This window comes from Microbacterium pullorum (assembly GCF_014836535.1).
In the GTDB taxonomy this organism is placed as follows: Bacteria; Actinomycetota; Actinomycetes; order Actinomycetales; family Microbacteriaceae; genus Microbacterium; species Microbacterium pullorum.
On sequence record NZ_JACSQP010000004.1, the window covers coordinates 146,412 to 173,411 of the forward strand.

At 71.5% G+C, this 27,000-nt stretch carries 27 protein-coding genes; 12 read left to right on the plus strand and 15 right to left on the minus strand.

Annotated features, from left to right (window positions below; all coding sequences use genetic code 11):
* The first annotated feature begins 15 nt into the window (after positions 1-15).
* The 4 genes from H9651_RS07670 (at position 16) to H9651_RS07685 (ending at position 5,518) form a co-directional block, all read left to right on the plus strand.
* Positions 16-1,116 carry a glycosyltransferase gene (locus H9651_RS07670; RefSeq protein ID WP_191718958.1) on the plus strand — a complete coding sequence of 367 codons (1,101 nt, stop codon included), beginning with the start codon at positions 16-18 and terminating at the stop codon, positions 1,114-1,116.
* Between the two features lie 80 nt (positions 1,117-1,196).
* Positions 1,197-2,171, plus strand: coding sequence for a GlxA family transcriptional regulator (locus H9651_RS07675; RefSeq protein ID WP_191718707.1), 975 nt, complete (start codon positions 1,197-1,199; stop codon positions 2,169-2,171).
* 246 nt (positions 2,172-2,417) lie between these two features.
* On the plus strand, positions 2,418-4,619 hold the full coding sequence (locus H9651_RS07680; RefSeq protein ID WP_191718708.1) for an ATP-dependent Clp protease ATP-binding subunit: 2,202 nt from the start codon (positions 2,418-2,420) through the stop codon (positions 4,617-4,619).
* Positions 4,620-4,681: 62 nt separating this feature from the next.
* Positions 4,682-5,518: a UbiA family prenyltransferase gene (locus tag H9651_RS07685; protein ID WP_191718709.1), complete on the plus strand. Its 837-nt coding sequence runs from the start codon at positions 4,682-4,684 to the stop codon at positions 5,516-5,518.
* 1 nt (position 5,519) lies between these two features.
* Here the strand turns inward: H9651_RS07685 and H9651_RS07690 are convergent, their stop codons facing one another.
* The 4 genes from H9651_RS07690 to H9651_RS07705 all read right to left on the minus strand — a co-directional run bounded on the left by H9651_RS07690 (position 5,520) and on the right by H9651_RS07705 (position 9,239).
* Positions 5,520-6,647 carry an FAD-dependent oxidoreductase gene (locus H9651_RS07690; protein WP_191718710.1) on the minus strand — a complete coding sequence of 376 codons (1,128 nt, stop codon included), beginning with the start codon at positions 6,645-6,647 and terminating at the stop codon, positions 5,520-5,522.
* On the minus strand, positions 6,640-7,362 hold the full coding sequence (locus H9651_RS07695; RefSeq protein WP_191718711.1) for a methyltransferase domain-containing protein: 723 nt from the start codon (positions 7,360-7,362) through the stop codon (positions 6,640-6,642). Before H9651_RS07695 ends, H9651_RS07690 begins: the two co-directional genes overlap by 8 nt.
* Positions 7,359-8,504, minus strand: a complete 1,146-nt coding sequence (locus H9651_RS07700) for a type III polyketide synthase (RefSeq protein WP_191718712.1) — start codon at positions 8,502-8,504, stop codon at positions 7,359-7,361. The genes H9651_RS07695 and H9651_RS07700 overlap by 4 nt, the downstream gene beginning before the upstream one ends.
* Positions 8,505-8,657: 153 nt before the next feature.
* The gene (locus tag H9651_RS07705; protein WP_191718713.1) at positions 8,658-9,239 is read right to left on the minus strand and encodes a nitroreductase family protein; all 582 of its coding nucleotides are present in this window, start codon (positions 9,237-9,239) and stop codon (positions 8,658-8,660) included.
* 169 nt (positions 9,240-9,408) lie between these two features.
* Between H9651_RS07705 and rraA the strand changes: the two genes are divergently transcribed.
* Both rraA and H9651_RS07715 read left to right on the plus strand, forming a co-directional pair.
* Positions 9,409-9,876 carry a ribonuclease E activity regulator RraA gene (gene rraA / locus H9651_RS07710; RefSeq protein WP_191718714.1) on the plus strand — a complete coding sequence of 156 codons (468 nt, stop codon included), beginning with the start codon at positions 9,409-9,411 and terminating at the stop codon, positions 9,874-9,876.
* 67 nt (positions 9,877-9,943) lie between these two features.
* Positions 9,944-10,327 carry a VOC family protein gene (locus H9651_RS07715; protein ID WP_191718959.1) on the plus strand — a complete coding sequence of 128 codons (384 nt, stop codon included), beginning with the start codon at positions 9,944-9,946 and terminating at the stop codon, positions 10,325-10,327.
* Positions 10,328-10,361: 34 nt separating this feature from the next.
* On the opposite strand, the gene H9651_RS07720 is transcribed toward H9651_RS07715, so the two are convergent.
* The 3 genes from H9651_RS07720 to H9651_RS07730 all read right to left on the minus strand — a co-directional run bounded on the left by H9651_RS07720 (position 10,362) and on the right by H9651_RS07730 (position 14,525).
* Positions 10,362-12,146, minus strand: coding sequence for a cell wall-binding repeat-containing protein (locus tag H9651_RS07720; protein WP_191718715.1), 1,785 nt, complete (start codon positions 12,144-12,146; stop codon positions 10,362-10,364).
* 400 nt (positions 12,147-12,546) lie between these two features.
* A complete protein-coding gene (locus tag H9651_RS07725) occupies positions 12,547-13,644 on the minus strand; it encodes an ABC transporter permease (protein ID WP_191718716.1) in 1,098 nt (365 codons plus the stop codon).
* Positions 13,641-14,525, minus strand: a complete 885-nt coding sequence (locus H9651_RS07730) for an ABC transporter ATP-binding protein (protein ID WP_191718717.1) — start codon at positions 14,523-14,525, stop codon at positions 13,641-13,643. The genes H9651_RS07725 and H9651_RS07730 overlap by 4 nt, the downstream gene beginning before the upstream one ends.
* A 231-nt stretch (positions 14,526-14,756) precedes the next feature.
* Here H9651_RS07730 and H9651_RS07735 point away from each other — a divergent pair, with 231 nt between their 5' ends.
* Positions 14,757-15,326, plus strand: a complete 570-nt coding sequence (locus H9651_RS07735) for an NADPH-dependent FMN reductase (protein WP_191718718.1) — start codon at positions 14,757-14,759, stop codon at positions 15,324-15,326.
* A 256-nt stretch (positions 15,327-15,582) separates the two neighbouring features.
* Here the strand turns inward: H9651_RS07735 and H9651_RS07740 are convergent, their stop codons facing one another.
* Both H9651_RS07740 and H9651_RS07745 read right to left on the minus strand, forming a co-directional pair.
* Entirely contained in the window at positions 15,583-16,290 is a 708-nt protein-coding gene (locus H9651_RS07740; RefSeq protein ID WP_191718719.1) for a response regulator, read from the minus strand.
* A complete protein-coding gene (locus H9651_RS07745) occupies positions 16,287-17,558 on the minus strand; it encodes a sensor histidine kinase (protein WP_191718720.1) in 1,272 nt (423 codons plus the stop codon). The genes H9651_RS07740 and H9651_RS07745 overlap by 4 nt, the downstream gene beginning before the upstream one ends.
* A 144-nt stretch (positions 17,559-17,702) precedes the next feature.
* Here H9651_RS07745 and H9651_RS07750 point away from each other — a divergent pair, with 144 nt between their 5' ends.
* Genes H9651_RS07750 through H9651_RS07760 form a run of 3 tightly spaced genes read left to right on the plus strand, consistent with a single transcriptional unit; the run spans position 17,703 to position 19,440 of the window.
* A complete protein-coding gene (locus H9651_RS07750) occupies positions 17,703-18,137 on the plus strand; it encodes a VOC family protein (RefSeq protein WP_191718721.1) in 435 nt (144 codons plus the stop codon).
* Entirely contained in the window at positions 18,138-18,809 is a 672-nt protein-coding gene (locus H9651_RS07755; protein ID WP_191718722.1) for a winged helix-turn-helix transcriptional regulator, read from the plus strand.
* 16 nt (positions 18,810-18,825) lie between these two features.
* Positions 18,826-19,440: a dihydrofolate reductase family protein gene (locus tag H9651_RS07760; protein ID WP_191718723.1), complete on the plus strand. Its 615-nt coding sequence runs from the start codon at positions 18,826-18,828 to the stop codon at positions 19,438-19,440.
* Positions 19,441-19,537: 97 nt separating this feature from the next.
* On the opposite strand, the gene H9651_RS07765 is transcribed toward H9651_RS07760, so the two are convergent.
* Entirely contained in the window at positions 19,538-20,383 is an 846-nt protein-coding gene (locus H9651_RS07765) for an exodeoxyribonuclease III (protein ID WP_191718724.1), read from the minus strand.
* Between the two features lie 60 nt (positions 20,384-20,443).
* On the opposite strand from H9651_RS07765, the gene H9651_RS07770 reads away from it, so the two are divergent.
* A complete protein-coding gene (locus H9651_RS07770; protein WP_191718725.1) occupies positions 20,444-21,289 on the plus strand; it encodes an NAD-dependent epimerase/dehydratase family protein in 846 nt (281 codons plus the stop codon).
* 94 nt (positions 21,290-21,383) lie between these two features.
* Here the strand turns inward: H9651_RS07770 and pntB are convergent, their stop codons facing one another.
* Together pntB and H9651_RS07780 are read right to left on the minus strand one after the other, a co-directional pair.
* Positions 21,384-22,784: a Re/Si-specific NAD(P)(+) transhydrogenase subunit beta gene (pntB, locus tag H9651_RS07775; RefSeq protein ID WP_191718726.1), complete on the minus strand. Its 1,401-nt coding sequence runs from the start codon at positions 22,782-22,784 to the stop codon at positions 21,384-21,386.
* On the minus strand, positions 22,781-24,322 hold the full coding sequence (locus H9651_RS07780; protein ID WP_191718727.1) for a Re/Si-specific NAD(P)(+) transhydrogenase subunit alpha: 1,542 nt from the start codon (positions 24,320-24,322) through the stop codon (positions 22,781-22,783). Before H9651_RS07780 ends, pntB begins: the two co-directional genes overlap by 4 nt.
* 179 nt (positions 24,323-24,501) lie before the next feature.
* On the opposite strand from H9651_RS07780, the gene pyrE reads away from it, so the two are divergent.
* On the plus strand, positions 24,502-25,080 hold the full coding sequence (pyrE, locus tag H9651_RS07785) for an orotate phosphoribosyltransferase (protein WP_191718728.1): 579 nt from the start codon (positions 24,502-24,504) through the stop codon (positions 25,078-25,080).
* A 242-nt stretch (positions 25,081-25,322) separates the two neighbouring features.
* Here the strand turns inward: pyrE and H9651_RS07790 are convergent, their stop codons facing one another.
* The 3 genes from H9651_RS07790 to H9651_RS07800 all read right to left on the minus strand — a co-directional run bounded on the left by H9651_RS07790 (position 25,323) and on the right by H9651_RS07800 (position 26,995).
* A complete protein-coding gene (locus H9651_RS07790; protein ID WP_191718729.1) occupies positions 25,323-25,505 on the minus strand; it encodes a hypothetical protein in 183 nt (60 codons plus the stop codon).
* A gap of 108 nt (positions 25,506-25,613) precedes the next feature.
* Complete coding sequence (locus H9651_RS07795) at positions 25,614-26,186, minus strand: YdeI/OmpD-associated family protein (protein WP_191718730.1); 573 nt, start codon at positions 26,184-26,186, stop codon at positions 25,614-25,616.
* Positions 26,186-26,995, minus strand: coding sequence for an HAD-IIA family hydrolase (locus H9651_RS07800; protein WP_191718731.1), 810 nt, complete (start codon positions 26,993-26,995; stop codon positions 26,186-26,188). The genes H9651_RS07795 and H9651_RS07800 overlap by 1 nt, the downstream gene beginning before the upstream one ends.
* Positions 26,996-27,000: the final 5 nt, after the last annotated feature.

Below are 27,000 nucleotides of genomic sequence, written 5' to 3' on the forward strand. Positions count from 1 at the left end.
CCCGAGAAGCGCGGCATCCGGCTGTTCTTCGACGCCCGCTACATCCGCACCGACTTCCACGACGGCATCAGCCGATACTCGGCCGAGCTCGCTGCCGCCGTGCACGAAGCCGCCGCGGAGCGCGGCGTGGACGTGACCTATCTCGTGCACGACGCGCGGCAGCTGCGCCTGCTGCCGGCCGGCGCCCAGACGCTGGCGATCCACGCCCCCACGTCATGGCGTGAGCCGTTCACGGCTCGACTGCTGAACCGGTTCGAGCCCGACGTCGTGTTCTCGCCGATGCAGACCATCGGCTCTCTCGGCCGGCGCTTCTCGCTCATCCTGACGCTGCACGACATGATCTACTACCGTCACCGCACGCCCCCGCGCGATCTGTCGGCGCCGGTGCGGGTCGGGTGGCGGCTGTTCCACCTCAGCTACGTCCCGCAACGGCTGGCCCTCGATGCCGCCGACATGGTCGCGACCGTCAGCGAGACGAGCCGCCGCCAGTTCGCCGCTGCGCGGCTGACCAGGCGCCCGGTCGTCGTGATCCCCAATGCCCCGCAGCGCCTGGTCGATCTTCTCCCCGACGGCGCCGCGGCCGTGCGCGTGGACGGCCCCATCCGCAACGTCGTCTACATGGGCTCGTTCATGCCCTACAAGAACGTCGAGACCCTCGTGGCTGCGATGCGGCTGCTGCCCGGCCGCACGCTGCACCTGCTGTCGCGCATCTCGCCCGCCCGCCGGGCGCAGCTGCAGGCGCTCGCCGGTGACGCCGCCGTGGTGTTCCACGAGGGGGTGACCGATGCCGCGTACGCGGAGGCCCTCGCCGACAACGCCGTGCTCGCCTCGACGAGCCTCGACGAGGGGTACGGGCTGCCGCTCGCGGAGGCGCTCGCCCTCGGCGTGCCTGCGGTGGTCAGCGACATGGAGATCTTCCACGAGGTCGCCGGTGCCGGCGCGCTGTACGTCGACCCGCACGATGCCACGGCGGTGGCGGCCGCGGTCACGGCGCTGGACGACCCCGGCGTGCGCGCCCGCGTGATCGCGGACGGCACGGCGCACATCGCGCGTTTCACCTGGCAGCGTTCGGCCGGCATCCTGCTGGATGCCGTCGCATCGCTCGCCCGGCGCTGAGGACCTGCCGCCGAGGGCGCGACGATCGCGCGCAAACTGCCACGAGTGGCAGTAAGGCCATCACGCGTAGGATAACCGCCATGAAAACCGTCGCATGCGTCGTGCAGCCGGGGTTCGCGCCCTTCGAGTTCGGTGTCGCCTGCGAGGCGTTCGGGCTCGACCGTACCGAGGACGGGGTGCCGAACTTCGACTTCCGTGTCGTGACGGCCGAGCCGGGGGCGATCCCCTCGAAGCTCGGGTTCTCGCTCAACGTCGATGCCGACCTGACGTTCGCCGATGAGGCCGATCTCGTCGTGATCTGCCCGGTACCGCGTGAACTCTGGAACGCCGGCGACCCGCGGGTGCTCGACGTCGTCCGACGCGCCGTGGCGCGTGGCGCGTGGGTGCTGAGCGTCTGCAGCGGGGCGTTCGTGCTCGCCGAGGCGGGAGTGCTGGACGGGCGCCGCGCCACGACGCACTGGATGTATGCCGACGTCATGGCTCGCGACTACCCCCTCATCGAGGTCGACCCCGACGTGCTCTACGTGCAGGACGGCACGATCATCACGAGCGCCGGCACCGCGGCGGGCCTGGATGCCTGCCTGCACCTGCTCCGCCAGGAACTCGGTGCGGAGCTCACCAACACCATCGCCCGGCGCATGGTGATCGCGCCGCAGCGTGACGGCGGTCAGGCGCAGTTCATCTCCCGACCGCTGCCGGTCGCGGTCAACCAGTCGCTCGCGTCGGTGACCGACTGGATGGTCGAGAACCTGCGCGAAGGCCTCTCGGTCGAGCAGCTCGCCGCCCGTGCGCACATGTCGCCGCGCACCTTCGCGCGCCGGTTCAAGGCCGACCACGGCGCCACGCCCGCCGCGTGGCTGGCGCGGCAGCGCCTCATCCACGCGCAGCGGCTGCTGGAGAAGACCGATTTCGGGCTCGATCGCATCGCCGACGAGTCGGGCTTCGGCTCGGCGGCGGTGCTGCGGCAGAACTTCGCGCGCACCCTCGGGATGACTCCCACCGCGTACCGGGCGCGCTTCAGCTGCGCGCGTTCCGAGGCCGAGCCCGCCGCCTGAGCCGCGTCAGGCCCGGGTGGGCGCGTGCCGAACCCGGATGAGGGGATCTGCCCGGGTGCGGGGCTTTCGCGGCATCCGGGGCCTTGTTTCGGCAGATCTCCGCATGTCGGCAACGAGGGTGGATGCCGGGGTGGCGGCAAGAGTGGATGCCGCCGCGTCCACCCCCCCTCGACCAATCGAGCCCGAAATGGTAAACTTGAGTCACGCTGGCTCAACTTTGAGTCCCCACAGATTTCAGGAGAACCAATGAACGCTACGCAACAGCCGGGTCAGGAGGAGTCGCAGAGCGCCCTCGAGCAGTTCGGCATCAACCTGACCGATCGTGCCCGCCAGGGCAAGCTCGACCCGGTCATCGGCCGGGACAGCGAGATCCGTCGCATCAGCCAGGTGCTCACGCGCCGCACGAAGAACAACCCGGTGCTCATCGGCGAGCCCGGTGTCGGAAAGACCGCTGTGGTCGAGGGTCTCGCCCAGCGCATCGTCGCCGGCGACGTCGCCGATTCGCTCAAGGACAAGGAACTCGTCGCCCTCGACATCTCCGCACTCGTTGCGGGGGCGATGTATCGCGGCCAGTTCGAGGAGCGGCTGAAGAGCGTGCTCAAGGAGATCACCGAGTCCGAGGGTCGCATCATCACGTTCATCGACGAACTGCATGTGCTCATGGGTGCCGGTGGCGGCGAAGGCTCCGTCGCGGCATCCAACATGCTCAAGCCCATGCTCGCCCGCGGCGAGCTGCGCCTGATCGGTGCCACCACGCTGGATGAGTACCGCCAGTTCATCGAGAAGGATGCCGCTCTCGAGCGCCGCTTCCAGCAGGTGTACGTCGGGGAGCCGAGCGTCGAGGACACCATCGCGATCCTCCGTGGTCTCAAGGAGCGCTACGAGGCGCACCACAAGGTCGCCATCGCCGACGCGGCGCTGGTGGCGGCGGCTGCGCTCTCCCACCGGTACATCCCCGCCCGGCAGCTGCCCGACAAGGCCATCGACCTCATCGACGAAGCGGCATCGCGCCTGCGCATGGAGATCGACTCCGCACCGCTCGAGATCGACGAGCTGCGCCGGCACGTGGACCGGCTGGGCCTGGAGGAGCTGGCGCTGAAGAAGGAGAAGGATGCCGCGTCGAAGGAGCGCCTCGCGACGCTGCGCGAGACGCTGGCGGTGGAGCGCGAGAAGCTGACCGGCCTGCAGGCGCGCTGGGAGCGCGAGCGGGCCTCGCTCAACCGCGTCGGTGACCTCAAGACGCGCCTGGATGCCGCGCGCGTCGAGGCGGAGCGCGCGCAGCGCGAGGGCAACCTCGAGCGCGCCTCGCGGCTGCTGTACGCCGAGATCCCGGCGCTGGAGCGCCAGGTGATGGAGGCGGAGCGCGCGGAAGGCGCCGAAGGCGAGCGCATGGTGGGCGACCAGGTGACCGAAGAGGACATCGCCGCCGTCATCGCCGCCTGGACCGGCATCCCGCTCGGGCGACTGCTGCAGGGCGAGACCGAGAAGCTGCTGCGTCTGGAAGGCGAGCTCGGCAAGCGCATCATCGGGCAGCGCGATGCGGTCAAGGCCGTCTCCGACGCCGTGCGCCGCTCGCGCGCCGGCATCAGCGACCCGAACCGGCCCACCGGCTCGTTCCTGTTCCTCGGCCCCACGGGCGTCGGAAAGACCGAGCTGGCCAAGGCGCTGGCGGAATTCCTCTTCGATGACGAGCACGCCATGGTGCGCATCGACATGTCGGAGTACGGCGAGAAGCACTCCGTCTCGCGACTGGTCGGTGCCCCTCCCGGATACATCGGCTACGAGCAGGGCGGTCAGCTCACCGAAGCCGTGCGTCGGCGGCCGTACTCGGTCGTGCTGCTGGACGAGGTCGAGAAGGCCCACCCCGAGGTCTTCGACGTACTGCTGCAGGTCATGGACGACGGGCGCCTGACCGACGGCCAGGGCCGCACGGTCGACTTCACCAACGTCATCCTGATCCTCACCTCGAACCTCGGCTCGCCGATCCTCATCGACCCGACGCTGTCGTTCCCGGAGAAGCGCGAGCAGGTGCTGGCACTGGTGCGTCAGGCGTTCCGTCCCGAGTTCGTCAACCGGCTCGATGACGTCGTGGTTTTCCAGGCGCTCACCGAGGACGACCTGTCGCAGATCGTCGAGCTTTCGGTCGACGCCCTCCAGCGTCGTCTGAAGGACCGTCGGCTCACCCTCGCGGTGACCCCCGATGCGCGGGCGTGGCTGGCCGAGCGCGGATACGACCCGCTCTTCGGGGCGCGGCCGCTGCGCCGGCTGATCCAGTCCGAGATCCAGGACCGCCTGGCGATGGCGATCCTCGGCGGCGGGGTGCGCGACGGCGACCTCGTGCGCGTCGACGTCGCCGCCGACGGGTCGGGCCTCATGCTGACGAGCGCGGGACCGGCCGACACGACCGTGGACGACGAGACGATCGAAGCGGAACTGCTCGACGACTGAGCGCCACGCCGGGCGTGCGAGCAGCGCGCCCGGCTTCGCGCTGCCCATGAGAGCATCGAGGCGTGATCACGCTCCGCGCGCTCTGGGGCGCCTCGCACCCCGGCCCGTCCGTCGTGGTCACGGTGCTCGCCCTGGCACTCGGGGTGGCGGCCGGCCTCGACGTCTGGCGCGTCGCCCTGCTCGCAGCCGCCGTGCTGTGCGGCCAGCTGTCGGTCGGCATCTCCAACGACGCCATCGACGCCGACCGCGACCGGGCCGTGGGCCGCGACGACAAGCCGCTCGTGCGCGGCGAGGTGACGACGCGCACCGCATGGATCGCCGCGCTCATCGCGCTCGGAGCCGCCCTCGTGCTGTCGGCGTTCCTCGGACTGGGCATGCTCATCGCCCACGCGGTGGCCCTCGTATCGGCCTGGGGTTACAACGCGTGGCTGAAGTCCACCGCGCTGTCGATCGTGCCGTTCATCGTGAGCTTCGGCATCTTCCCCTCGCTTGCGACGCTGTCCGCCGACCCGCCCGCGCTCGCCGCGGCCTGGGCATGGGTCGCCGGTGGCGCCTTGGGAGCCGCCGTGCACCTGACCAACGTGCTGCCCGACCTCGACGATGACCGCCGCACCGGCGTGCGCGGGTTCGCGCACCGCCTCGGCGCCCGCCCCGCGGCGGCGCTGGCCGGTGTCGCGGTGCTCTTGGGGGCGGGCGCAGTGTTCTGGGGGGCGGTGGATGCCGGTGCCGCCGGTGTGCTCGCGTGGGTGCTCTTCGCGGCGGTCGCGGCCCTCGCCCTCGCCACCGTGGTGCGGGTGCTCGTGCGCCCACCCGACCGCGTGGTCTTCCGGCTCGTGATGGCGGCGGCGCTGCTGCTGGCGGTGCAGCTGGTGACCTCGCCCGGTGCGTTCACCGCATGAGTCAGCGCGCGGCGTCGAAGCCCATCGCGTAGGCGCGGGCGAAAAGCCCGCCGCCGGCGGCCAGCGCGACCCGCATCGCCTGCGCGCGCGCCGCGCTCACCGCGGCCGCGGCCGGACGGCCGAGGGTCGTGTTCACCGTGGCGAGCCGCGCCGCGCGGCGGGCGGAGCGCACCCGATCCCGCTCCCACGCGGCGAGCTCGGGTTCGGGCGCGGCCCCGTGCCGCACCCACTGGGCGAGCAGGGGTGCGAGCCCGGCGGCATCCAACAGCCCGAGGTTCATGCCCTGACCGCCGATGGGGCTCACTTCGTGCGCGGTGTCGCCGATGACGAACAGGCGGTCGCGGCGCAGACGCGGGGCGACCACCCGGCGCACGCGAAAGGCGGTCGCTGCGGTGATCGCCGCAGCGCCCGCGTATTCGCCGCGCGCGATCAGCGCCGCGCGCAGCCGCGTCAGCCGCGCCGGGGCGTCGCCGTCGGCGTCGCCGTCCCACGCGACGAACCGTCGGCGGTCGTCGGGGAGGGGGAACGACTCCAGCACGCCCGCGTGACCGAGGTGCACGACGGCCACGGCGTGGTCGTCGCTCGGCGGCACCGCGGCATCGGCCATGAGATAGCGGTCGGGGTACTCGGCGCCCGCCGGCCGCCCCGCGCGGTAGACGAGCGAGCGGGCCCCCACGCCACCGGCGACCACGACGAGGGGCGCGGCGGTGTCGCCCACGCCGTCCGCGTGCACGCGCATCCGGTCGCCGTCGGCGGTGATCGCGGTGACGGCGACTCCTCGCCGGGGTGTGGGCGCTCCCGCAGCCAGCGCCGCTTCGGTCTCGGCCTGGGGCAGCGTGGCGACATACGGATGCCGTGCGCGCAGCCGGTCGAAGCGCACCACTCCCAGCATGCGGCCGTCGCTGCGCGCCTCGCCGCGCTGCACCCGCACGGCGCGCTGCAGGATGCGCTCGGTGGCGCCGCCGGCCTCGAGCGCCGCGAGGACGGGCGCGTGCAGGCCGATCGCGCGGGTGCCGTCACCGACGGTGGGGCGGCGGTCCCACATCTCGGCGTCGACGCCGTGGCGGACGAGCTCGGCGGCGAGGAAGGTGCCGACGGGACCTGCCCCCACGATGAGGACGTCAGGCATGACCGGTCGCGTGGGCGAGCAGGCGGAACGGGGGGTGGTTCTCGACGTGCCAGCCGGCGCGGTCGCCGTCGCCGGGGCCGCCGTGGCCGTCGAGGGCGCGCTGCAGTTCGTCGGCGCGGTAGCTGCGTCGGATCGACCGCAGCCCGTCGGTGCGCAGGAACGTGCCGGGGGCGAGCGGGGTGATGCCGACGGCGTACAGGCCGTACGCGACCCGGTCCCGGGCGATGTCGCCGTGCAGCACAGGCCCCGTCGACAGAGCGAGCGACTCGGCGGTGAAGCGCTGCAGCTCGTCGTGCGTGAGGTGGTGAAGGACGTGGTTCGATACGACGGCGTCGAAGGTCTCGCCCTCGGCGAGGAGGGTCGCGGAATCCGCGCACCGGAACCGCACGTTCGCCGTGGCGAGGCGCTCGGCCGCCGCCAGGGCGCGGGGGTCGGGATCAGCGCCCAGCCACTCCACCCGCAGTCCGTCGCGGTGGGCGAGCGCCGCGAGCCGCGCCACGACGTCGCCGCCGCCCGAGCCGAGGTCGAGCACGCGGGCCGGACGGCCGAGCGCCGCGAGGTGCGGGCGCAGCCGACGCCGGTAGACGTGTCCCCAGCCGGAGACGAGCCGGTTGACCGCCCCGAAACGCCGCAACGTGGCATCCAGTCGTTCCGGATCGCAGTGCGGGTCGTCCATGATCTCGCGCAACGCGGTGTCGCGCACGGCCAGGTTCACGCGCGCTCCGGGGTGCGACGGGTGAGGAGGGCGGATTCCACGGTGAGCCCGGGTCCGAACGCCAGTGTCGCAATGCGCAACGGGGCGTCGGTGGCCGCGGCTGCGTCGGGGGTGCCGACCGCGTCTGCGGCACCGTGCAGGAACTCCCGCAGGATGAACAGGATCGTGGCGCTGGACATGTTGCCGTACTCGCGCAGGATACGCCGCGAGGCATCGAGGGTGGCGGCCGGCAGGTGCAGCCCGGACTCGACCCGGTCCAGCACGCTGCGTCCACCGGGGTGCACGGCCCACGCATCGACGACGTCGTCGCCGAGGAAGCCCGCCATCGCGCCGCGGATCTCACGCCCGATGATGCGGGGCACCTCGGCGGAGAGGGTCATGTCGAAGCCCTCGTCGCCGACGGTCCAGGCCATGTCGGTCTCGCCCTGGTCGGTGATGGCGGTGCCGAACCGCTCGAGCTCGAGCCACTGCCGTCCGCGCAGTGCGGGGTCGGCGCTCACGACGGCGGCGGCGGCACCGTCGGCGAAGACCGACGACGAGACGATCTGCTGCGGGTCGTCCGAGACGCGGAAGTGCAGGGTGCACAGCTCGCCGCAGACGACGAGCACGACGGCCGTCGGGTCGCCCGCGCAGATGCGCGCCGCCGTGCGCAGCCCCGGCAGGGCGGCGGCGCATCCGACGAAGCCCAGATGGTAGCGCTCGACGCTCCCCGGCAGGCCGAGGTCGCGCACGAGCCGGTAGTCGGGGCCGGGGGCGAACATGCCCGTGCACGAGACGGTCACGACGTGCGTCACCTGCTCGACCGCGACCTCGGCGCCCCGGAGTGCCGCACGCGCGGCCTCGGCGAACAGCGGCGGCGCCTGGCGGACATACTCCGCGTTGCGCGCGCCGGTCGACGGTGACAGCAGGCGCCCATCCGCGTCGATGACGGGGATGCCGGAGGGGGTGTCGGGCACGCCGCCCGAGAACTCGGCGAGCACGGTGTGGCGGCTCTCGATGCCCGACGCGTCGAACGCAGCCCCGATGAGCCGACGAGCCAGTCGGCTCGTGTCGGGCTGAGCGACGAACAGATCGCGCACCTGTTGTTGCTCCAGCCGGGTCGGCGGGACTGCAGTGCCGATCGACAGGACGCAGGTGACCATGGTTCACAATATCGAGGCGCAGGCCCCGATGGCCCGTACTGGTGCCCCGGGCATCCGCCGTCTACAGTGTGCGTCGCTTCAGCGGCGGGTCTCAGGCCGGCGGCCCCGCCGGTGAGTCACCTGCGGGGCCGCCGTGCGATGCCGTATGGAGTGTCAGGCGTCGAGCAGGAGCATCTCCGTCAGGGGCCGACGCACGCGCGGTGCGTTCTCGCGCTCGCGCAGCGCGTCGGGGGCGGCGGCGATGTCGCCCAGTTCGCCGACCGCCATGACCGTCACGGGGAGCATGCCGGGGGCCAGGCCGCAGACGGCGGCCAGTGCCTCGCGGTCGAAGCCGCCCATCTGGTGGGTGTGCAGCCCGCCCGCGTGCGCCTGAATCGTGAAGTGCGCGGCGGCCTGCCCCGTGTCGTAGGCGGCCCAGGGCAGGGGGCTGCCGTCACGGGCGGTCTCTGTGGCGAAGACGACGAGGGCGGATGCCGCGCCGGCCCAGGCCTGGTTGAAGCCCATGAGGGTGTTGAGGATGTCGGTGTGCGCGCTCGTCCCGCGGCGTGCCACGATCAGTCGCCAGGGCTGGGAGTTGTTCGCCGACGGGGCCCACCGGGCGGCCTCGAGGGCGCTGGCCAGCGCCGCTTCGTCGATCGGCGCCGTGGCGTCGAAGATGCGCGGGCTCCAGCGGGTGGTGAGGATGTCGAGGATGGGTGCCTCGGTGGTGGCGGCGCGATCGAGCGTGTCGGTCATGGGATGGCTCCAGTCAGTCGTGCGGTCGGGACGCCATCGGCCCGCTTACCTTCCACGATAGGCGTGCCGCAGGCTCACCCCGGCCGCGCGGCGCTCGGTGGGCGGCGCGAATGGCCACTCGGCGCCCGAATGCCCACTCGGCGCCGGGGGTGGGGGCTAGCGTGGCGGCATGACCATCGCGACGGCGGATCTCTATGACCAACGGGGGGATGAGCTCGACTCCCTCGCCCTGCAGCTGCACGACTTCGGCGGTCACCACGCCTTCGAGGGACCGGTGCGCACGATCCGCTGCCACCGCGACAACGCCCTGGTGAAGCAGACGCTCGCCACCCCCGGCGAGGGCGCGGTACTCGTGATCGACGGCGCCGGGTCGCTCGAGTCGGCGCTCGTGGGCGACCGCATCGCGGCATCCGCCGTCGACAACGGCTGGTCCGGGATCATCGTGCACGGCGCGGTGCGCGACCGGGAGGCGCTCGCCGGCCTCGCGATCGGCATCAAGGCGCTGGGCACGAATCCGCGCACGAGCGCCAAGGCGGGTGTCGGCGAGATCGACGTGCACGTGACGATCGCCGGCATCGTATTCATCCCCGGCAGGCACGTGTGGGCCGACGCCGACGGCGTGCTCGTCGAGCGCTGACGCCCTCGACATCTCCCCGTGTCGGGCGCATGCTGGCCGCATGGCGACAGCAGCAACAGGGGGAATCATGCTCGCAGACGTACCCACCTTCAGCAGCTTCTCGGTCGACGACGTCGATCGGGCGCTGGTCTTCTACCGCGACACCCTCGGTCTCGATGCCGAGATCACCGACATGGGGATCGTGCAGCTGAATCTCGCCGGGGGCGCCCGCGCCATCGCCTATCCGAAGCCCGGCCACCGGCCCGCCGACTTCACCGTGCTGAACTTCGTCGTCGACGACGTGGATGCCGCGGTCGAGGACCTCCACGCCCGCGGAGTCGAGACCAAGATCTACACCGACCCCGACCTCGGCACCGACGCACGGGGCGTCGCTCGCGATAACGGCGGACCGCCGATCGCCTGGTTCCGCGATCCCGCGGGAAACGTGCTGAGCGTGCTCGAAGACGACTGACGCGACGGCGCGAGAGCGGCGGCGCCGTGACGACTCAGGGAGCCAGCGCCGCCGCCGCCCGAGCGATGTGCTCCGGGATCGCCGCCGGCCCGCCGAGCACGACGATGCGCGGCGGTCGGAGCCGGGTGATGGTGTCACCTGTCGCGGGCGGCAGAAAATCGTTGCGCGTCAGGAGGATCGGTACGGACGCTGACGCCGCCGCCGCGGCGCCGGACACCGCGTCAGCGAAGTCCAGCCCGCTGGCGAGGTAGACACTCGGAGCCGGTGCTCTGGTGGTCGCGGCGGCGACGGCGGCGGCGGTCTCGAAGCGGTTGCCGCCGGCGAGGCGGATGACTTCACCTGCGTAGGACTCCAGCTGCACCCGGACGTCCTCGCTGATCGCCGCGGGCCCACCGACAATCACGATGCGCTGGGGGGCGAGGCGGGTGAGTTCCGCTGCGACGACATCGGGCAACGACGACGGCTTCGACAACAGCACCGGCGCCCCGGCCGCGCCCGCTGCTGCTGCTGCTGCGCTCAGGGCATCGGCGAAGTCGGTTCCGGAAGCGATGTACACGTCGCCGGCTTTGGAGGTGAAAGTCGTCGAGGAGACGAGGACTGCGCTGTGATAGCGGGTGTCGCCGCTGAGACGGGTGACCTCGCCTGTCGTGTACGCGCGAGCCTGCGTCATCACGATGTCGCTGATCGCCGCGGGACCCCCGACGATGACGATCCGGCCGGGATCGAGCCGGTCGAGTTCTGCAGCCACTGCCGTCGGTATGCCGTCCGGCGCGGTCAGCAGCACCGGGGTGTCGGTCGCTCCGGCTGCCGCTGCGGCCGACAGCGCATCGGCGAACACCTGCCCGCTGGCGAGGTAGGCGGTGGGGACGCCGGGAGTGTGTGTCGCCGCGGAGATGGCCGCGGAGGTGTCGTACCGGGTGGCGCCCGATCGGCGTACGACCGGGGTGGGCACGGTGAGCGTGCCGCTCACCTTGGTCGCCGGCCAGGTGCCCGCTCGCGTGCCCGTCACCGCCACTGACAGCCGGGCGCCCCGGTCGGACTTCGTCACCTGGTAAGTGGTGCCGGTCGCGCCGGGGATGGCCGCCCCCTCGCGGCGCCACTGATACTGCAGGGTCGCCGCGGGCTGCCACGTTCCCGCCGAGGCGGTGAGTACCGACCCGACATCGGGTGTGCCGCTCAGCGTCGGGATGGGGGCGGAAGTGAAGCTCTGGGGGGCAGGAGTGGTGGAAGTCAGGCAGCAGCCGAAGTTCGTGAAAACGGTGCGACCCGAAAGGTCCTCCCAGCGTCCCTGGTAAGGGGAAGCCCCGGCACGCACGCGGTAGTTGCCGAAGCGCATCCCGTCGACCGGATAGTAGGGTCGCAGACCCTGGCCGGGCTGAGGCGGGTTGCCCAGCAGGATCGAGAGGTGAACGTGCGGCCCCGTCGAGGAACCACCGCAGGGCAGGGTCGACGCGGCTTCGCCGAGGTATGTGCCCACCGGCACCCACTGGCCGACCAGATTGCTCTGCGCATTGGCGAGGTGGTAGTACTCCGAGCGCCAGCCGCCGCCGTGGTCGATGCCCAGGAACCAGCCCGCCGGGCAGGTGACGCGATACACACGCCCGTCCGCGATCGCGACGACGCGCTTGTTGGGGCTCGATCCGGGCGAGAAGTCCACAGCGCCCCACGCGTTGCCGTCACTGTCGCGGTGGGGGCCGCCGGAGGACCATCGTTGACCGTTCTCGAACGGGAGGTTCCAGTTGGGCACCGTCACCGCGCGCATCATCTCCCGTTGCGCGAACGGGAGCGGCTCGTCCCACGGCTCGATGCTCAGTGGCATCGTCGGCCCGTGGTCGGTTTCGTCGTGATCTTCTGCCTCCGGCGACGGAGCAGGCTCCTCAGGCAGCGACGGTTCCGCTGATTCGGTGGGCGTGGGGGCAGGCTCGGGTTGCCGCGGAGCAGTGGGGGACGGTTGCGGCGGGTCGGTGGGCGCGGGTGTGCCGGGGGCGTCGACACGAGGGTCGGCCGACGGCGACACCGCCGGCGTCGGCGTCGGTGTCGGCGGTGTCGCGGGCGCCGCCGCCGCCGCCGGCGGTGTCACAAGACTCAGTGACAGGGCGATGACCGCGACCGTCCCGAGCCGTTGAAGCATCGCACGCATGTCGAACCGCCTCTCACTGGTGCGGTTCACCGTAAACCATGACGGCCGACGACGACGGCATCCGCGTAGGCGCGCCCCGTCAGGCGGCGAGTGCCTCCTTGAGGCGCACCCGCGCGCCCATCCGCAGGATGGAGTTCTCGTAGATCTTCGCGCCCACCCAGATCGCGGCGGCGCACGTGGCCAGCAGGATCACGAGCGACAGGATCGGCTCCCACCACTGCACCTCTCCGAAGAACACGCGCACCGGCATCCCGACCGGCGCCGAGAACGGCACGTACGACATGACCGTCATCACGGTGGGGTTGTCGTTGAAGATGATCACGAGGAAGTACGGCGCCATCACCAGGAACGTCAGTGGCGTGGTCGTCGAGCCGATGTCCTCCTGACGGGAGACCATCGCCGCGGCGGCGGCGAACAGCGACGCCAGCAGCACGAACCCGAAGAGGAAGAACACCGCGAACCACACCAGGGGTGCGCCGAGCCCGGACAGCAGTTCGGCCTGGCCGGTGACGGTGAGTCCGATCACCGCGACGGCGCCCAGCCCGATGATCTGACCCATCGCGAGCACCGTGTTGCCGATCACCTTGCCCGCCAGCAGCGCCCGGGTCGGCACGGCGGAGATCAGCAGTTCGACGACACGGGTGGCCTTCTCCTCCACCACGCTCTGCGCGATGGTGGCGCCGAAGGTCGCGGCGGCCATGAGGAAGACCGCGCCGAAGGCGACGGAGATGATGTACCGCAGGAAACCGTCGATGTCGTCGGTGTCCTCCTGCAGCAGCTCGACCGGCGGCGACATGCTCAGCGAGGACATCAGGCCGGAGGGCACGGCGTCGTCGCCGACGACGGTGAACCCGAACCCGTCGCCGCCGGGGACGATCGCGGCCTCGACCTCGCCCTCACGGACGAGGTCTCGGGCCTCGTCGGCGGAGGCGACTTCGACCGCCTCGACCGTCGACTCCAGCGGGGCGATGACGGCGGCGGTGTCGGAGGTGACGGCCACGGCGGTGCGGCTGTCTTCGGCGGACTGCACGGCGAAGCCTCCCCAGAGCACCCCGACGAGGGTGATGAGGAACAGGATGCCGGTGGAGATGAGGAACGCCTTGCTGCGCAGCTTCGAGCCGAGCTCACGCTCGGCGACGAGCCAGGTGCTCTGGGCGAAGGAGGGTGCGGTGTTCACTGGATGACCTCCTTGAAGATCTGGGCGAGGGACGGATGCCGGGGGGCGAAGCTTGCGACGTCGCCGGCGGCGACGGCGCGGCGCAGTACGGTCTGCACGGTGTCGTCGGAGTCGGCGTCGAAGAGGGCATAGCCGCCGTCGAACTCGAGCACGGTGACGCCGGGCTCCTCGCGGAGCCACCCCGCGTCGCCGGCGGAAACGAGTTCGAACCGGCGCGTCGAATGCGCGGCGCGGAGGTTCTCACGCGAGCCGGCGGCCCGGATCGTGCCCCCGGCGATGATCACGAGGTCGTCGCACAGGCGCTCGACGACGTCGAGCTGGTGGGAGGAGAACAGCACGGCCGCGCCCTGTGCGGCGCGGGTCTGCAGCACGCCCGCGACGACGTCGACCGCGAGGGGGTCCAGGCCCGAGAACGGCTCATCGAGGATCAGCACCTGCGGGTCGTGCACGAGTGCGGCGGCGATCTGCGCACGCTGCTGGTTGCCCAGCGAGAGGGTCTCGACGTTGTCGTTCAGGCGCTCGCCGAGCCCCAGCTCCTCGAGCAGGGCAGTCGCGCGGGTCGTGGCATCCGCCTTCGAGAAGCCATGCAGGCGGGCGAGGTAGACGATGTGCTCGAGCACCTTCATCTTCGGGTAGAGCCCACGCTCTTCGGGCATGTACCCGAACCGGCGCCGGTCGGCGGCGCTGACGGCGGCGCCGTCGAGGGTGACGGTGCCGGCATCCTTGGCCAGCACGCCCAGGATGATGCGCATGGTCGTGGTCTTGCCGGCGCCGTTGCCGCCGACGAAGCCGGTCAGCCGCCCGGGTGAGACGGTGAACCCGACATCGTCGAGCACGCGGCGCTCGCCGTAGCTCTTGGTGATCCCGGTCAGTTCGAGCATGAAGCTCCTCCTCAGTCGATACCTCCACGCTACGGATGCCGGGGTGCGCGGACCTCCCCCTGGGGGTGGGTGTGTGGCGACGGGGTGGGGCGCGGTCTCCGTCCTGAGGGGGAGACGTGCTCGGATTCCGCGCAGGTGTATGCCATGGAATAGGTATGGCGAGCGCTTCGTTGGCTCGCCTCAGGGTCGCGGGCATACCGCGGCCGTTGGAGAAATTGGGAGACAACACTCATGACCGATCGCACCATCGGCTACATCGTCGGCAGCATCTCGTCGACGTCGATCAACCGCCGCCTCGCGAAGGCGCTGGAGCGTCTGGCGCCCGAGGGCACCACGCTCGTCGAGATCCCGATCGCCGACCTGCCGTTCTTCTCCGTCGACATCGAGAACGACATGCCGCAGCCGGCGCGCGCGTTCAAGGACGCCATCGACCGCGTCGACGGCGTGATCATCGTCACCCCCGAGTACAGCCGCTCGATCCCCGGTGTGCTCAAGAACGCCCTCGACTGGGCCGCCCGCCCCTACGGACAGGGTTCGTTCGACGGCAAGCCGACCGCGATCATCGGCACCTCCGGCGGCGGGATCGCGACCGCGGCCGCCCAGCAGCACCTCAAGGCGATCCTCAGCCACTTCAACGCGCCCACGCTCGGACAGCCCGAGGGGTACGTGCAGTCGACCCCCGGCCTGTTCACCGACAACGGCGAGGTCACCAGCGACGAGACCGCGGCATTCCTCACGGCGTACCTGAAAGCCTTCGTGGCGCTGATCGACCGGTACGTGCCGGTGGCCGCCGGCGTCTGACCCCCGCGCCTGGGTCGGCCCCGGCACGCGCGTTGCGCGGCCGGGGCCTCGGCGTTTTCGGGGCGCGTATTGGGGCCCGGACGGGGCTTGCCGGGGGTTCGGGGCGCGTATTGGGGCCCGGACGGGGCTTGCCGGGGGTTCGGGGCGCGTATTGGGGCCCGGACCGGGCTTGCCGGGGGTCGGGGCGCGTATTGGGGCCCGAACCGGGCTCGGCGGGGGTTTGGGGCGCGTATTGGGGCCCGGACGGGCCACCGGGTCAGGCCAGGCCGTGCGTGTGCGCGTAGACGACGGCCGCGACCCGATCGCGGGCGCCGAGCTTCTGCAGCACGTTGGACACGTGGGTCTTCACGGTCGCCTCGCCGATGAACAGCGCACGGGCGATCTCGGCGTTGCTGCGCGCCTGGGCCACGAGCCGCAGCACCTCCGCCTCGCGCTCGGTCAGCTCGGGCGTCGCACGCGCGGCATCCGTCGTCCTCGGTCCGACCTGCTGCGCCACCGGCGGCGGCACCGCGGCGCCGCCGTCGCGGTCGTCCGTGGCGAAGCGCTCGATCACCCGGCGGGTGACCTCCGGCGCGAGCAGCGCGTCACCGGCGGCGGCGACCCGCACGGCCGACGCGAGGTCTTCGGGCCCGGCGTTCTTCAGCAGGAACCCGCTCGCCCCCGCCGCGAGCGCCTGGAACAGGTAGTCGTCACGGTCGAAGGTGGTCACGATCACGACCGCCGCGGCGATGCCGGGGTCGGCGACGATGCGGCGGGTGGCCTCCAGGCCGTCCATGTCGGGCATCTGCACGTCCATGCACACGACGTGCGGCTGCAGCGCGGATGCCGCGGCCACTGCCTCGACTCCGGTCGCGGCCTCGCCGACGACCTCGATGTCGTCGGCGGCATCCAGGATCATCCGGAAGCCGGCGCGCATGACGGCGTGATCGTCGACCAACAGCACACGGGTGGGCGCAGCGCTCATGCCGGGACCCCCGCACCCAGTGGCAGGCGTGCTCGCACGAGGTAGCCGCCGCGGGGGCGCGGCCCGGCTTCGAGGATGCCGCCGGAGGCGGCCGCGCGCTCACGCATCCCCACGAGCCCGAGCCCCGGGCGTGCCCCGGGCTGCGGCCGACCGGTGTTGGAGATCTCGAGCTCGATGGTGTCCGCGCCGTACCGCAGGCGCACATCGGCCGTGACGTCTCGGCCGTTGTGGCGACGGGCGTTGGTGAGCGCCTCCTGCGCGATGCGGTAGAGGTTCACCTGGGTGAGTTCGGACGGTTCCACCGGGTCGCCGATGATCGTCAGCGTCGTGGGCAGTCCGTTCTGGTGGGCATGGGCGACGAGGTCGGGGAGGGCGCTGAGGCGCACCGTGGAGTCGGTCGGCGCTGCGGCGGCATCCGGGGTGCGAAGGGTCTCGAGCAGGTGGCGCAGCTCTTCCAGCGCCGAGCGCGACGACGCTTCGATGCCCGCGAGTGCCCGCCTGGCCGCCTCGGGATCGCGCTCCAGCACGGTGCGGGCGGCCCCGGCCTGCACGCCCATCGCCGAGACGTGGTGCGCGACGACGTCGTGAAGTTCGCGGGCGATGCGCACGCGATCGAGCGCGACGGCCTGCGCGGCGGTCAGTTCCCGCTCGCGCTCCAGCTCATCGGTGCGCTCCTCGAGCGCGCGGCGGGCCAGCGCCGTGGCGTAGGCGCGATCGCCGAGGTAGTAGGCGCCGCCGAAGTAGAAGATGTTGATGAGGAATTGGATGACCATGTAGGCGGCCATCGGCGAGAACGCGCCGGACATCGACAGCCCGCCCTCGACCGGTTCGGTCGCCGCCTGGAACATGGTGACCAGCAACCACACGAACATCGCGATCACCACCAGCACGCGCACGAGGGTGGCCCGGCGGCGGTCGTCGACCCACGCGCCGACGGTGTACATCGCCAGGAACAGTGCGACCTGGCCGACGTACATGTCGGGGATGCGGACGGTGACGCCGGCGAAGAAGGCCACGGCGACGACGACGAGGGCGAGCTCCGGATGCCGCCGGCGCACCGCAAGCGGGAGCGTCACCGCTGCGGAGTACAGCAGCGCCCAGCCGAGGCTGGGGGTGTCGCCGGCGAAGAAGCCCGCCACCTGGCCGAGCCACGAGCTGATCACGGCGCCGACGAGCAGCATGCCGGCGAGCCAGATGTCGTTGCGGCGCTCGGCCGCCGTCGCGGGGCGACGTCGCGGCGGGGCGGGCGGGGTGGTGGCCGTGCTCATCCTTCCAACGTAGAGGGGAGCCGGTTCCGCGGCATCCCCCGTGGGGCGGAGCGGAGGCGGCGGCCGCAGAGGCCATTGACGCGTTACTTGTTTTTTGCAAGCATTGGCCATCCGCCCACGCGGCGGCTTGCAAAGGAGCACGCCATGACCGACATCTTCGTCAATCTGCCCACCGCAGATCTCGACCGCTGCCAGGCGTTCTACACGGCGCTGGGCGCGAAGATCAACCCGCTGTTCACCGACGAGAACGCCGCCTGCATCGACTGGGGCGGGGGCGCGTACTTCATGATGCTGACGCGCGAGTTCTTCGCCACGTTCACCGACAAACCGGTCGCCGACCCCGCAGCCACCGCGCAGGTGATGGTCGCCCTCACCCGGGCATCCCGTGAAGACGTCGACGCCGTCATGGACATCGGCCTCTCCTCGGGCGGCGTCGAGCCGCGCGCGCCGCAGGACCTCGGGTTCATGTACTCCCGTGACCTGGAGGATCCCGACGGCAACGTGCTGAGCTTCTTCTTCATGGGCCCGGCCGCCGTCGAGCAGGGCCCCGCCGCGTACTCCGACCAGGCCCGGTCGTAGGTGGCCGCGCGCAGCTACGGCCAGTACTGCGGAGTCACGACCGCCGTCGAGCTGGTCGGGGAGCGGTGGGCGCTGCTCATCATCCGCGACCTGCTCGTGGGGCCGCGGCGCTACACCGACCTCAAGCAGGGGCTGCCGCGTATCCCCACCAACATCCTCTCCGCCCGGTTGAAGGAGCTGCAGGATGCCGGCGTCGTACGCCGCGTGCCGCTGTCGCACCGGGGCCTCGTCTACGAGCTCACCGCCTTCGGGTGCGAGCTCGAGCCGATCGTGCTCGCCCTCGGCCGGTGGGGGTTCGCCGCGATGGGGGAGCCGGAGCCCGACGACATCGTCACCGCCGATTCGCTCACGATGGCGCTGCGCACCGCGTTCCGCCCGGATGCCGCGGCGGCCCTCCCCACGACCGGGTACGACCTGCACGTCGGCGACGTGGGCCTGCGCGCGCGGGTGCGCGGCGACGCGCTCGCGGTGCGGCGGCTGGACGCGGGGGCGGGTACGGGGGCGGATGCCGTGATCGTCGCGGGCCCGGAGATCCGCGGCATCATCTCCGGCGAGCTGCACCCCGACGACGCGCTCGCCCGCGGGCTCGTGACCGTCGCGCACGGCGACACCGCCCTGCTCGGGCGGTTCGCGACCACGTTCCACATCGACCCCGCCGCTGCGGCGGCCTGACCCGGAGGAGCATCCCATGACGGGAGCGATCCACATCGATCTGTTCACCACCCTCGACGGCGTCGCGCAGTCGCCCGGCGGCCGCAGCGAGGACCCCGACGACGGGTTCGCATACGGCGGCTGGCAGGCTCCGCTCGACGACGACGCGGTCGGCGAGCGGGTGATGGCCGGCATCCGCCGGATGGACGCGCTGCTGCTGGGGCGGCGGACGTACGACATCTTCGCCGGCTACTGGCCGCAGTATCAGGGGCCGGGCGTCGAGATCGCCGACCGGTTCAACGCGATCCCGAAGTACGTCGCGTCGCGGGGGAACCCCGACCTGCCGTGGCGGGGCTCGCACCTGGTCGGCCCGGACCTGGCGGCCGAGGTCGCGACGCTGCGAAAGCGGCACGAGGAGGTGCACGTGGTCGGCAGCATCGACTTCGCGCGCACGCTCGTGCGCGAGCGACAGTTCGACGTGCTGAACCTGTGGGTGTACCCGCTCGTTCTCGGACCGGGCAAGCGCCTGTTCCCTTCCGACGGTCCCGCCCTCGGGCTCACGCTGCTCGAGCCGCCGGTCGCCGGCACCGCCGGCGCCCTCCTGCTGCGTTACGGCCCCGGCCCCGAGGTCACGACCGCCGAAATGGGGTGACCGACTCCCCCCCCGAGTGCTACCGGTGCTGCCGAGTGAGTATTCGTGCCCGCGAGTGAGTATTCGTGCCGGGGAGTGTCTACGCGCGACGCCGGCGTCAGCCGAAGATCATCGGGCGATCGTCGTCATCGTCGGGCGAGGTCAGGTCGAGGTCCACGACGACCGGCACGTGGTCGCTCGGGATCTCGCCCTTGCGCTCGTCGCGGTGGATCGATGCGCCGGTGACCCGGTCGGCGAGCGCATGCGAGCCCAGGACGAAGTCGATGCGCATGCCCTGATTACGGGGGAATCGCAGCTGCTTGTAGTCCCAGTACGTGAAGCCTGTCGGCACCAGCGGCCGCACGACGTCGATCATCCCGGCCTCTTCGATGGCGTGGAACGCCGCGCGTTCGGGCGGCGAAACATGCGTCGACAGGCCCTCGACGACCGTGGGATCGCCGTTGTCGGCATCGGTCGGGGCGATGTTGAAGTCGCCGACGAAGGCCAGGGCGAGATCGGGGTCGGCCGTGAGGGAATCGCGGGCGTGCTGGGCGAGGGCGCCGAGCCAGTCGAGCTTGTAGAGGTAGTGCGGGTCGTCGAGCGAACGGCCGTTGGGCACGTACAGACTCCACACGCGCACGCCGCCGATGGTGCCGCCGATGGCGCGCGCCTCCAGCGGGGCATCCGGACCCTCGTGGCCCTTGGCGAATCCGGGCATGCCGGGAAACGTCGTCTCGACGTCCTCGATCGGCTCGCGGCTGGCGATGGCGACGCCGTTCCACTGGTTGAGCCCGTGCGCGACGACGTGATAGCCGGCATCCTCGAACGCCTCATAGGGGAACTGCTCCGGCTTGCACTTGATCTCCTGCATCGCCAGCACGTCGATGTGCTCGCGCACGGCGAAGTCGACGGTGCGCGCGACGCGCGCGCGGATGGAGTTCACGTTCCAGGTGGCAAGCCGCATGCCTCCAGCCTACGGTCGGCAGCCGATGCCACAGCGCCCCGATCGTGCCAGTGTGGATGCATGCGCATCGCCGTCACCGGGTCGTCCGGAAAGCTGGGTCTCACCGTCGTCCGCGTCCTCCGGGAGGCGGGTCACACCGTCATCGGCCTCGACCGGGTCGGCGAGCGCGGGCCGGGCTTCGTGCAGGTCGACCTCACCGATTTCGGGCAGGTCATCGACGCGCTCGCCGGGGTGAACGACCAGCACGACGGGGTCGACGCGCTCGTGCACCTCGCCGCGGTCCCCGCGCCCGGCATCCGCACCGATGTCGCCACGTTCCACAACAACATGGCGGCCACGTTCAACGTGTTCTGGGCCGCGGTGCGGCTGGGGGTCGAGAAGATCGTCTACGCGTCGAGCGAGACGGTGCTGGGTCTGCCGTTCGAGACGCCGCCGCCGTACATCCCCGTGGACGAGGACTACCCCGCGCGGCCCGAGTCGGTGTATTCGCTCGTGAAGCACCTCGAGGAGCAGATGGCGATCGAGCTGGTGCGGTGGCATCCGTCGCTGTCGATCACTGCGCTGCGCTTCTCGAACGTGATGAATCCCGAGGACTACGCCGCGTTCGGCTCGTTCGATTCGGATGCCACAGCACGCAAGTGGAACCTGTGGGGCTACATCGACGGGCGCGATGGCGGGCAGGCGGTGCTGCGGGCGCTGGAGGCGGCACCGGCCGGCTTCGACCGGTTCATCATCGCGGCGGCCGACACCGTGATGTCGCGCCCGGCGGCGGAACTCGTCGCAGAGGTCTTCCCCGACGTCCCCGTGCGCGGCGAGCTGTCGCCGCACGGCACGCTGCTGTCGATCGACAAGGCCCGGCGGCTGCTCGGCTACGACCCGCAGCACTCCTGGCGCGACGAGGTCTAGACCCGCGAGTGCTCACTCGGACCCGCGAGTACTCACTCGGCGCCGCGAGTACTCACTCGGCGCCGCGAGTACTCACTCGGCGGCTCGCGACGGGTTAGAGGGCGCGCAGGATGTCCTCCACCCGCTCCTTCGCGTCGCCGAAGAGCATCTGCGTGTTCTCGCGGTAGAACAGCGGGTTCTGCACCCCGGCGTAGCCGGCGGCCATCGATCGCTTGAACACCACGACGCTCTCCGCCTCCCACACCCGCAGCACCGGCATGCCGGCGATCGGTGACGTCGGATCCTCCGCGGCCGCCGGGTTGACGGTGTCGTTCGCGCCGATCACGAGCACCACCGACGTCGAGACGAAGTCGTCGTTCACCTCGTCCATCTCCAGCACGATGTCGTACGGCACCTTGGCCTCGGCCAGCAGCACGTTCATGTGGCCCGGCAGGCGACCGGCGACGGGGTGGATGCCGAATCTCACGTCCACGCCCCGCTCGCGCAGCCGGTGCGCGAGGTCGGCCACCGGGTACTGCGCCTGCGCCACGGCCATGCCGTACCCCGGGGTGATCACCACCGACGACGCCTCGCGCAGCAGGTCCGCGACCGTCTCGGCATCCACCTCGCGATGCTCGCCGTGGTCGACGTCGCCGGTACGCGGCGCCTCGATGCCGAACCCGCCGGCGATCACCGACAGGAACGACCGGTTCATCGCCTTGCACATGATGTACGACAGGTACGCACCCGACGACCCGACGAGCGCGCCGGTGATGATGAGCAGATCGTTGTCGAGCAGGAAGCCGGCCGCCGCGGCCGCCCAACCGGAGTAGCTGTTGAGCATCGAGACGACCACGGGCATGTCGCCGCCGCCGATGGATGCCACCAGGTGCCAGCCGAGCGCCAGCGCCAGCAGGGTCACCGTCACCAGCAGCCACAGCTCCGGGGTCACGACGTACCAGACGGTCAGCACCACGAAGGCGACCAGCGCCCCCACGTTGAGCACGTTCTTGCCCGGCAGCATGAGGGGCTTCGACGACATGCGCGCCGACAGCTTGAGGTAGGCCACGACCGAGCCGGTGAAGGTCACCCCGCCGATGAAGACGCCGATGAACACCTCGGCGTGGTGGATGTCGCGCAGTGCCCCCGAAAGGCCCGGGTCATGCAGCGCTCCGTTCCAGCCGACGAGCACCGCGGCGAGACCGACGAACGAGTGCAGCAGGGCGATGAGCTCGGGCATGCCGGTCATCTCCACCACCCGCGCGCGCCACAGCCCCAGGGCCGCACCGATCAGCACGGCGGCGGCGAGCAGCACCAGCCCGAAGGTCGCCTGCGGGTCGCCCCAGGCGTTCTGCACCGAGACCCAGACGGTCGCGCCGAGGGCGATGGTCATGCCGGCGATGCCGTAGCCGACGCCCGCGCGGGCGCTCTCATGGCTGCTGAGGCCGCGCAGGCTCAGCACGAACAGCAGGGCCGCGACGATGTAGGCCGCGGTCGCCACGGACGCGGCGGTCATCGGTCGCCCTTCGAGAACATGGCGAGCATGCGCCGGGTGACGGCGAAGCCGCCGAAGATGTTGACGGATGCCAGCAGCACCGCGACCGCGGCGAGGATCTGCACCGGCGGGTCGGGGATCGTCACCTGCAGCATGGCCCCGACGACGATGATGCCCGAGATCGCGTTGGTGACGCTCATGAGCGGGGTGTGCAGGGCGTGGTGCACCTTGCCGATCACGTAGAACCCCACGATCACCGACAGCACCAGCACCGTCAGGTGCTGCGGCAGGGGAGCGGGCGCGACCGCCGACACCGCGAACAGTGCCGCGATGCCGAGGGCGACGAGCCCGGTGCGCCCGGCGGGCGACAGGGTGCGCTTCGGGGCGGGCGCGGGCGGCGCGGCATCGGGTGTCGTCTGTGTCGGCGCCGCGGACACCTGCACCGGCGGCGGTGGCCACATCGACTCACCGTCGCGCACGACCGTGATCGATCGCTGCACGATGTCGTCGAAGTCGAGCGTCAGCCGACCGTCCTTCTGCGGCGTGAGCAGCTTGACGAGGTTGACGAGGTTGGTGCCGTACAGCTGCGACGCCTGCGCCGGCAGACGGGATGCCAGGTCGGAGTAGCCGAGGATGACCACGCCGTTGTCGGTGACGACGCGTTGGCCGTCGACCGAGCCCTCGACATTGCCGCCCTGCGCCGCGGCCATGTCGATGATGACACTTCCCGGCTTCATACTCGCCACATCGGCGGCGGTGAGCAGGCGGGGGGCGGCGCGGCCCGGGATGAGCGCGGTCGTGATGACGACGTCGACCTCGCGCGCCTGTGCAGAGTACAGCGCCGCGGCGGCGCGGTCGTAGGCCTCGCTGGTCGCCTTGGCGTAGCCGTCGCGGGAATCCATCACCTCGTCGACGACGACCGGCAGGTACTCCCCGCCGATCGAGCGCACCTGGTCGGCGACCTCGGGGCGCGGGTCGGTGGCCCGCACGATCGCGCCGAGCGACGACGCCGCGCCGATCGCGGCGAGCCCTGCGACGCCCGCGCCGGCGACGAGCACCGTGGCCGGCGGCACCTTGCCGGCCGCCGTCACCTGCCCCGTGAAGAAGCGGCCGAACTCGTGGGCGGCTTCGACGACGGCGCGGTAGCCCGAGATGTTGGCCATGGAGCTGAGCACATCCATCGACTGGGCGCGCGAGATGCGGGGCACGGCGTCGAGGGCGAGCGCGGTGATGCCGCGCGTCTGCAGCGACTCGCGCACGTCGGGCCGCAGTGCCGGTGACAGCAGCGCGATGATGGTGGCACCGTCGGCGAGAAGCGCGACCTCGTCGGGCGTCGGCGGGTTCACCTTCAGCACGACGTCGGCCGCCCACGCCTCGGCGCGCGACACGATGCGGGCGCCGGCGTCGCGATACGCGGCATCCGGAAACGACGAAGCGACTCCCGCACCGGCCTCGACGATCACGTCGTAGCCGAGCGCGATGAGCTTCACGGTGGTCGTCGGCGTGGCGGCGACGCGGGTCTCGCCAGGCGCCTCCGCGGCGATGCCCATGCGCGTCATGCGGGCTCCTGTGCTCGAGGCGGATCTCGCGGACGCCGCCGGGTCTGGACTGTCGATCCCGACTATAGGACGCGCTGACGACACCGGCGTCGCGGGGAGGGCGTGCAAAACCGTGTCCGGACGGTGTGGCGAGCACGCACCGCGAATGCCCGCTCGGCGGCATCCGTAGACTCGGAGCCATGACCGTCGCCTCCACGCCCGCCCTCGAAGCCGACCGCCAGAACCTCATCGCCCTGATCAAGGAGGAAGCGGTCTTCCACGGCGACTTCACCCTCTCGAGCGGAGCGAAGGCCACCTATTACGTCGACATGCGCAAGCTCACCCTCGACCACCGCGCGGCCCCCGCGATCGGCCGCATCATGCTCGATCTCGTGCGCGACCTCGACGGCGTCGTCGCCGTCGGCGGACTCACCCTCGGTGCCGACCCGATCGCCAACGCGGTGATGCACGAGTCCGTGCACGCGGGCACGCCGCTGGATGCGTTCGTCGTGCGCAAGGAGCCCAAGGACCACGGCCGCGGCCGGCAGGTCGAGGGAGCCGACGTCGTCGGCAAGCGCGTCGTCGTGGTCGAGGACACCTCCACCACGGGACAGTCCGCGCTCAAGGCCGTCGAGGCGCTGCGCCGGGAGGGCGCGGAGCCGATCGCCGTCGCCGTGATCGTCGACCGCAAGACCGGGGCGCAGGCCGCGGTGGAGGCCGCCGGTCTGCAGTGGCTCGCCGCCATCGACCTCGACGACCTGGGCCTGCAGCCGCAGTAGCCGGCGGGGCCGCCGGCGCTGTCGCTGCCGCTGGCGCGTTCCCGCCGTCTGGCCGGGTCACCTCTTCGCCGGTTCGTCGGCGATCGCCGGTTCTTCGGAGGCGATGGCCCGATCCGCTCCGAAGTACGGCCGTTCTCCGAAGTTGTGGCGATGGGATGCCGCGTGTCGCGCACGCCCCCCGCGGACCGCGCGCCCGCCGCGTCTGCGCCCGGGCGTCGCGGACCGCGCCGAGCGCCGGCGGGTCAGGCCTGGAAGATCGGCAGCTGCGACGCCAGAGCCAGCAGCAGTCCGAGCAGCGTCAGCACCAGCACGGAGCGACGGTTGGTCGTCGCACCCGCAGCGGTCGCCTGGCGCGAGGATCGCACGAAGATCATGAGCGCCACCAGCAGCACCAGCAGGCCCGTCACGCCCAGCACGATCGCCATGTCAGTTCCCGCGCCCGCGCCCACGGAAGTACTGCACCACGACGATCACAAGGGTCGTCGCCGTCATCGCCGCCACCGACACCAGCAGCAGGGTCTGTTCGAACTGGTTCACGGGCGCTTCCCCTCCGCCGAGTCGGCGACGATCTTCGCGATGCGCGCTGCCTTCGTCTCGGGCCGCTTCGCCATCGCGATCTGCGTGAGGGCGTACTTGCGCGCCGAGCGGGGAAAGGCATCCCAGTTCGCGCGGGCCGCGGGCACCGCGTCGAGCGCGGCCGTCAACTCCGCCGGCTCGATGTCCGCTTCGGGGCCGTCGAACATCTCCCACGCACCCGAGGCCTTGGCGGCGTCGATCACGCGGCGGCCGGCGGCGGTCATCTCCCCGGATGCCTCCAGCTCCGCCACCCGCACCTTGTTCGTCGCCGCCCAGCCGCTGCCGGGTCGCCGGGGGGCGAACCACTGGCCGTTGCGCTCGTCGTCGAACGGACGCACGGTGCCGTCGACCCACCCGAAGCACAGCGCCTGGCGCACGGCGTCGTCGTAGCTGACCGCCTCCAGTGCCACTCCCGCCCGGGGGCGCAGCAGCCAGACGCCGGGGGTGGTGGCGTGGTGCTCTTCGAGCCAGGCCCGCCAGGCCGCGGCATCCACCGCGTGCAGGGTCGCTGCCTCGTCGAGCACACCCATCACAGCACCTCGGGCAGCTCGGTCTCGATGGGCTCGGCGCTGACGAGATCCGCGACCGAGTCGAGGATCTCGTCGGGGCGGAACGGGTGGCGCTCGATCTCGCTGCGATCGCTGATGCCGGTGAGAACGAGTACCGAGTGCAGCCCCGCCTCGATCGCGGCGACCACGTCGGTGTCCATGCGGTCGCCGATCATGCCGGTGGACTCCGAATGCGCGCCGATGCGGTTGAGTGCGGAGCGGAACATCATGGGGTTCGGCTTGCCGACGACGTAGGGCTCGCGCCCGGTGGCCTTCGTGATGAGCGCGGCGAACGCGCCTGTCGCGGGGACGACGCCGTGTGGCGTGGGGCCCGTGGAATCGGGGTTGGTGATGATGAACCGCGCCCCGTTGTTGATGAAGCGGATCGCCTTGGTGATCGCCTCGAACGAGTACTGCCGCGTCTCGCCCACCACGACGTAGTCCGGCTGCGTCTCGGTCATGATGTAGCCGGCCTCGTGCAGCGCCGTGGTGAGCCCGGCCTCGCCGATGACGAACGCGGTGCCGCCGGGCAGCTGCGAGTGCAGGAAATCGGCGGTGGCCATCGCCGAGGTGAAGATCCGCTCCTCCGGCACGTCCAGGCCCGACGCGCGCAGTCGCGCGCTGAGGTCGCGGGGCGTGAAGATCGGGTTGTTCGTCAGCACGAGGAACGGCGTTCCGGTGTCGCGCCATTGCGCGAGCAACTCCGCCGCCCCCGGGATGGGGCGGTTCTCATGGACGAGCACGCCGTCCATGTCGGTCAGCCAGCAGTCGATGTCGGCGCGGGTCCGCATGTGGC